At 48.5% G+C, this 5,184-nt stretch carries 7 protein-coding genes; 5 read left to right on the top strand and 2 right to left on the bottom strand.

Annotated features, from left to right (window positions below; all coding sequences use genetic code 11):
* Positions 1-220: 220 nt before the first annotated feature.
* Both ACI31H_RS07210 and ACI31H_RS07205 read left to right on the top strand, forming a co-directional pair.
* Positions 221-763, top strand: a complete 543-nt coding sequence (locus tag ACI31H_RS07210) for a GNAT family N-acetyltransferase (protein ID WP_439771308.1) — start codon at positions 221-223, stop codon at positions 761-763.
* 64 nt (positions 764-827) lie between these two features.
* A complete protein-coding gene (locus ACI31H_RS07205) occupies positions 828-1,211 on the top strand; it encodes a hypothetical protein (protein ID WP_439771307.1) in 384 nt (127 codons plus the stop codon).
* A 2-nt stretch (positions 1,212-1,213) separates the two neighbouring features.
* On the opposite strand, the gene ACI31H_RS07200 is transcribed toward ACI31H_RS07205, so the two are convergent.
* Positions 1,214-2,101: a LysR family transcriptional regulator gene (locus ACI31H_RS07200; protein ID WP_439771306.1), complete on the bottom strand. Its 888-nt coding sequence runs from the start codon at positions 2,099-2,101 to the stop codon at positions 1,214-1,216.
* Between the two features lie 163 nt (positions 2,102-2,264).
* Entirely contained in the window at positions 2,265-3,554 is a 1,290-nt protein-coding gene (locus ACI31H_RS07195) for a ClC family H(+)/Cl(-) exchange transporter (RefSeq protein WP_439771309.1), read from the bottom strand.
* A 177-nt stretch (positions 3,555-3,731) separates the two neighbouring features.
* Between ACI31H_RS07195 and ACI31H_RS07190 the strand changes: the two genes are divergently transcribed.
* From ACI31H_RS07190 to ACI31H_RS07180, 3 genes are all read left to right on the top strand, one after another.
* Positions 3,732-4,208: a flavodoxin family protein gene (locus ACI31H_RS07190; RefSeq protein WP_439771305.1), complete on the top strand. Its 477-nt coding sequence runs from the start codon at positions 3,732-3,734 to the stop codon at positions 4,206-4,208.
* A 100-nt stretch (positions 4,209-4,308) separates the two neighbouring features.
* Complete coding sequence (locus ACI31H_RS07185; RefSeq protein ID WP_439771304.1) at positions 4,309-4,725, top strand: cupin domain-containing protein; 417 nt, start codon at positions 4,309-4,311, stop codon at positions 4,723-4,725.
* A 9-nt stretch (positions 4,726-4,734) separates the two neighbouring features.
* Entirely contained in the window at positions 4,735-5,052 is a 318-nt protein-coding gene (locus ACI31H_RS07180) for a carboxymuconolactone decarboxylase family protein (protein WP_439771303.1), read from the top strand.
* Positions 5,053-5,184 lie beyond the last annotated feature (132 nt).

Below are 5,184 nucleotides of genomic sequence, written 5' to 3'. Positions count from 1 at the left end.
TATGCCCTGTGATACCAAGGGATCAGTCTGTCTTCATACTTTCAAGTTTCAGTCAATTAATGTTAGAATGGAGGATGTCGAAGGCTGATTGGAAAGCGAAAGATGAACATACTGCTTAAAGATGAGTATTTTCGGTTGGCAAAATAAAAAGAGTATGATAAAGTTCTTAAGTTGGAATTTTTATGAATATTCAAAAATTGATTAGAAGGGAAGGGACAACATGAAGTTAAGAAAGGCCACAATGGAAGATTATGACCAAATTATGGATATTTTACGTGACGGCAGTAGCCAACTGGCCGAACAAGGGATTGACCAATGGCAAGGTGACTACCCAAACGCTGATGTCGTAAAGAAGGACATCGAAAATGGCTGGGGTGTAATTGCCGAGTCGGCCGATGAACAAACGGTTGGCTACGTGGCGGTTGTTGATGGCCCCGATGAGTCATACGCTAATATGAAGGGTAAGTGGCTAATTGACACTGACAAGTACGTTGTCCTCCACCGGGTTGCTATTCACTCTAAGCATACTGGTCATGGCTACGCATCGAAGCTCTTTGTTGAAACGATTAACTACATCCGGGAACACCGGAAGGAAATCGAAACGATCCGGATCGATACCCATATCGATAACAAGATTATGCAACACCTAATCACTAAGCACGGCTTTAAGAAGGTCGGCGAAGTTTACGGCTACTACCGGCCCGACGAAGTGCTGTATGTCTACGCAATGCTGACACACCCTGAAAGTGAAGAACAGGATTAATATAAAAGTGCTAGAGCCGGGCAGGCCCTAGCACTTTTTATATTAATAAATGAGGAGTGGTAGAATGAGTTTTCGGCAAGGGGCTCCCTGGCCGATTCCACCAACGGCTACTGGTAAGGTTCAGATGAAGAACGGGTACCACCAGGTTAAGTACACTTGGCCAGCGGCTGGTTGGCGTTACGAAGCCCGCTGGCATGAGAGAACCCCCTGGGCACGGTTGATTACCTACCCGAGTTGGCGCCTTGATCGGACACGCCCAGGCAAGGGATATGGTCCGGATGCGGCTCCCCGGCTCACGGAAACGTGGGTTGGTGACCATTGGCTACCGGTGAGTCGACTACGGTATGCGGCGGCCCGTTATAACCATGGGTGCGCGACCTCAACCGATATTGAGCTCCTGAAGGCCGCCCACCCAGCTGCTAAGCAGAAAAAACTTCCCGGGAAATAACCTTATTTTTTGGTGCTCGTCCGTTCAGCCACGAACTGGAGAAAGCGTTCCGTTGCGGGCGGTAAAATGTTATTACGCCGCCAGACAACCACGTGACCCGTTTTCTTAGCCGGGGTGAAGGGGACGAAGACCAGGTCGGAATCATCATATAAGTCGGTGATTCCCTTAATGGCAACGGCGTAATAGCGACCGGTCCGCACGAGGTACATGGCGTTGCTCGGTAGGTTATTGCTGGCCATAATGTTGAGTTTAGCTTGGTCAAGTTTTAAGACATCACTGACTTCGTCTCGGACAATGCTTCGTTGGGGGAAAATTAAGGGGAGTTTGTAGAGGGTATTACGGTCGACCGTTTTGCGCTTAGCGATGGGGGTACCCTTAACTGTAATGACGCCCCATTGTTCCCGGGTCGGTAAGACGAGGTAGTTATACTTGGCTGCCTCCACCGGTTCGATTAGGCAGGCGATGTCCGTCCGGCCCTCATCCAGCCGATTACGAAGGGTATCGCCATCACCATCAAAAATATTAAAGCGGACATAGGGATACCTACGTTGGAAGTCAGCAACCGCGTCCATCATGAAAGCCGATGCGGCCGAAACCACGCAGCCCAGGTTGATGGTCCCGGTCAATTCCTCGTCGGGTTGCTTAAGGTCACTTTTGGTCTGGGCCACTATCTCCAGTAGTGTCGTGGCCCGTTGTTGAAAGAGGGCGCCGGCCTTGGTTAGCTGCAGGTGACGCCGCTGCCGCTCAAATAGTTGGGCACCGAGCTCCCTTTCTAATTCCATGATTTGACGTGATAAAGTCGGCTGGGTAATGTGTAGCTGTTGAGCCGCCTTGGTAATATTATTTGTGCTAGCAACCGTGAGAAAGTATTTAAGTACCCGCGTATCCATTAAAGCATCTCCAATCATTGATAATTTAATTATACCTTATCTTAATGAAAGGGGCTGTGACTTAAGGCTGTTATATAGATCAAAAGTAAACAGCGCGGTACACAAATAGGGTCCAGAGCCCGGCAAAGCCGAACTCTGGACCCTATTCGCACTCCCTTTAGTATTAAGCCTGTTCTTCATCAAACATTTCCCGGCGAAGAGCCGTGTAGATTGGCTGTCCGCCTAAGAGATCATTGGTGATGTAGGCGATGAAGGTCAAAATCGTCATTGGTAGGATAAGGTCAATTGAGCCGACCATTTCCGTTAATAGGGCGATGGCGGTAAAGGGGGCCTCTTCAATGGCGCCAAAGTAGGCGGCCATGGAAAGGACGATTAGGTTGAGGTAGCAAGCAGCCGGCATCAGGTGCTGGTGAATCATAATGATTCCGGCAATTGCCCCGATGAGGGCCCCCAATACCAAGATGGGCATGAAAATCCCACCGGGAACCGAGGCACCGTAACTGATCATCGAAAAGACAAAGCGGACGATGAAAAAGACGATTAATAGGCCGAGAAGTTCCATAAAGTAGCTGCTGGTTCCCATGTTAGTAACATAGGTAATAAAGTTATGACTTCCGCCAAGAATATTAGCGTTCCACAGGCCAATTGGAATTACTAAGAAGAGTGGAATTAGGCAGTGGTAAACGGTCGGTAGCTTAATTTTGCTGTACCACCACCGCAAATTCAGGATAGTGTACTGGTAGCCAAAGGCCAATAGCCCGATTAAGATCCCGAGAACGACTAACCACAATAAACTTTCTTTAGGGAGCTGGGCACTAACCGGTAAGTAAAGGCAGGGCCGGGCGCCAAAGAATAGGATCGTGACCAGGTCGGCCGTGATGGAAGCGGCCAGTGCGGGAATGCACTTTTGGGGCTGAAAATCAAAGGTGATTTCCTCAATTAGGAAGATCAATCCGGCTAAAGGAGCGCTGAAGGCTGCCGATAAGCCGGCCGCAATACCGCACTCTAATAGGATCCGCTTTTCCTCCTTGTTGAAGGTGAGGCGCTGCCCTAGTAGCTGGCCAACACAGGCGCCCATTTGGATACAGGGCCCTTCCCGACCAAGAAACAGGCCGGGGCAAATTGCCAACAGACCGCCGACAAATTTACGCCACAGGATTTGCCCAGCATTCATCTGGTGCTCATTTAACAAGACCGCCTCGATTTGGGGGATCCCCGACCCCGGCAGGTCGACCAGGTAGGGTTTAAGAATCCGCGCAAGAATAAGTCCAATTACTAAGGTTAATAATAAATAAGGCAATAAGTAAAGTGGGTGGTGAGCCATCAAGGGGTAAATAATTGTCAGAATTTTCATCGTCTCGTCAATGATCCGGCGAAAGACACCGACGATTAAACCGGTGATAAAGCCGACGATGATCCCTTTGCCAATTAATGAAATAAAGGCTAACGCCATTGGTTGGCCTAAAACGTCACGAGCCCGTTTAATTGCCTTTTGGGTGCTGTCCACGGCACCCCCCCTCCTTTCAATTCAAACATAGTATTTATTATACACTTTCTGAATCCCTGTTGACGGGGCAAGCGGGGACTGATTAGTGCTATTATTAGTTTATAACCAAGAGGAGGGGTTGCAATGGCACAACGAGCACTGATTCTTTATTATTCCCAGTTTGATAATACCGCCCGGCTAGCTAGTCAAATTCACAAGTTAACTGGTGCTGATATCTTACGGATAAAGGTAGCACCGGGGACATTCCCTGATGATATGCGCGCTACCGATGATGTCTACCAAAAACAACGGCAGACCAACCGCCTACCGACCTTGACGACGAAGCTCCCCCAGCTGAGCTACTATGATGTAATCCTCGTCGGGGGCCCGGTATGGGATGGGCAAATTTCATCCCCCATTATGGCGCTATTAAACCAGCTCCAGGGTTACCAGGGCAAGGTGGCCCCGTTTTCGTCAGGCTGGAGTGATACCGGTAACTACCAACGAGATTTCGTTGCGCACGCAGGTAAGCTAACGGTCCTGCCGGGGTACCACGTCTTGACGCACGGGAAGCCGGCCTTTTCATTGGCAAGCTTGATGTCCTGGTTACGACAGGTCTAACGATACTTTTTAAGCATAACCCATCAGCTAAAATAAGCATTTCACATTATAGCGCGATAGCATTAAAGTAATGGTAATGATTATTAAGGAGTGATTCGTGATGGCAAAAAACGAAGAAGCAGTAAAGAATGACATTTTTGGCTTTGGTGAAAAGAACGTCGCCTTTGCTAAGTACTTTATCGGGACCTCTTATTTAAACGGCCTGGTATCCCCAGACGATAACATTGACGTTAACGTCTCCAACGTTAACTTTGAACCTGGTTGCCGGAATGACTGGCATATCCACCATGACGGTTTCCAAATCCTGCTGGTAACCGCTGGTGAAGGCTGGTACCAAGAAGAGGGCAAGCCGGCCCAACTGTTAAAGCCGGGTGACGTGGTCGCTATCCATGAAGGTGTTAAGCACTGGCATGGTGCTACCAAGGATTCCTGGTTCTCCCACATCGCAATTACGAAGGGGACTAGTGAATGGTGCGAAAAGGTTGACGATGATTACTACGACCAATTAGGAAAGTAGGGTGATCTGATGGCTAAGAAACAAACCGCTGGTCGCGATCAATTGGGTGACTTTGCGCCCAAGTTCGCCGAATTAAATGATGACGTCCTCTTTGGCCAAGTTTGGTCCCGTGAAAAGGAATTAAGCCCCCGTGACCGGAGTATGATTACCGTTACGGCACTGATTACCAAGAGCGCCTTTGAACAGTTACCGTACCACATGCAGACGGCGAAGAAGAACGGCATTACCAAGGAAGAAATTGCCGAAGTAATCACCCAATTAGCCTTCTATGTTGGCTGGCCGAATGCCTGGTCCGCCTTTAACGTTGCTAAAAAGGTTTGGGATTAATTTAGTTCAAAAAGAGCTAGCTAATACTGCTGGCTCCTTTTTATTTTTAAACCGTAAATCACGTTTCTTGTAATTACCCCTAAATTTCAAGAATAAGTTAGCCACTGGACTCAAATAAATAATACTGACCAA

The sequence above is a fragment of the Limosilactobacillus sp. genome, assembly GCF_051873035.1.
Lineage (GTDB): Bacteria > Bacillota > Bacilli > Lactobacillales > Lactobacillaceae > Limosilactobacillus.
The sequence above is the reverse complement of the archived record's forward strand: the minus strand, read 5'-3'. Positions and strand labels throughout refer to the sequence as shown.